Raw genomic sequence first — 1,179 nt, forward strand, 5'->3', positions numbered from 1 at the left:
GTGCCGGGGGGCGGGTCCGCCAGGTGGTGACGGACGTGTTCCTCCAGGCGTCGGCCGACGAAGCCGACGAGCCCGGCGTCGGCGCGCGCCGGCACCACCACCAGGGCGGTGAGGGCCGCGTCGAAGCGGGCGGCGAGGAGGCCGGCCCGGCGCACGGCCCGACCGGCACGGTCGGAGAGGTCGGTGGCGACCAGGATGCGGCGGGGTCCACTCCCGTCGGGGAACGGGTCGGGTCGCGCGTCGGCACGCCCGTCGACCCGCCGGTCCGCTTCGGTCCCTGGCATCGGTTCCGCCCCGATTCCGTTGTGTCGTTCCGGCCGCCCCGACGCGTCGGGACGGGCTCGCGGGCCGGTCCCCGGGGAGGTGATCCGTTTCGACGGTACCCGCCCCGGGCGTCCCTCACGCCCCGGCGCGCCCCGCCCCGATCATCGGCCCGGCTTCTCGCATACGATGTGCAGATGCATGGATACCGCATCCAACGGGCCGACGAGGAGCACCTGGACGGCGCCCGGGCCGTGATGCTCGACACGCTCTACCGCGACTTCGGCACCGGCTACGTGCCGCGCTGGCACGGCGACGTGATCGACCCGGCCGCCGCCTACCTGCGCTCCCCCCGCCACGTGCTGCTGGTGGCCGTGCGCGAGGGAAGCGGACCGGACGGAACCGATGAGGTGGTGGGCACCGCCGCACTGGACTCCCGGGGCCCGGAACACCCCCCGAACCCCGCCTGGCTCGCCGAGCGCTACCCCTCCGGGGAGACCGCCCAGCTGCGCCGGGTCTACGTGCGGCCGGAGCACCGCCGGCGCGGCCTGGCCCGCCGCATGGTGGGGGAACTCGTCGCCTTCGCCGTCGCGGAGGGCGGCTACCGCTCCCTCTACCTGCACACCGACCCCGTCGTTCCGGGGGCCGAGGCGTTCTGGCGGTCGCTGGGCAAGGTGGTGTGCGACGAACGCGACGAGCCGGACGGGGGTCAGGGAATCCTCCACGTGGAACTCCCCCTGGTGGCGCCGGTCGTGACGGAACGGGAACGGGCCGGCGTCCGATGAGGCACACGTCACCCCCGCCCGGGCGATTGTGAAAACCATTGTCGGGTAATGTCGGGGCGATCCGCCCGGGCCACCCGCACCCCGTGCCGATCGTCCCCGACCGCGGGAGTCACCGCCCGCGATCCCCCGGCCC

2 protein-coding genes are annotated in these 1,179 nt (G+C 75.1%); one reads left to right on the forward strand and one right to left on the reverse strand.

Annotated elements, in window-relative coordinates:
* Window positions 1-284, reverse strand: a 284-nt coding sequence (locus FOE67_RS26265) for a universal stress protein (RefSeq protein WP_182667318.1), incomplete at its 3' end; no start/stop codon positions are given.
* Between the two features lie 174 nt (window positions 285-458).
* Here FOE67_RS26265 and FOE67_RS26270 point away from each other — a divergent pair.
* Entirely contained in the window at window positions 459-1,046 is a 588-nt protein-coding gene (locus FOE67_RS26270; protein ID WP_182667319.1) for a GNAT family N-acetyltransferase, read from the forward strand.
* Window positions 1,047-1,179 lie beyond the last annotated feature (133 nt).

The sequence above is a fragment of the Streptomyces calidiresistens genome, assembly GCF_014141525.1.
Taxonomy (GTDB): domain Bacteria; phylum Actinomycetota; class Actinomycetes; order Streptomycetales; family Streptomycetaceae; genus Streptomyces; species Streptomyces calidiresistens.

Coding starts and splice junctions, on each gene's coding strand:
- FOE67_RS26270 (WP_182667319.1), top strand. CDS start 459: ATGCATGGATACCGCATCCAACGGGCCGACGAGGAGCACCTGGACGGC.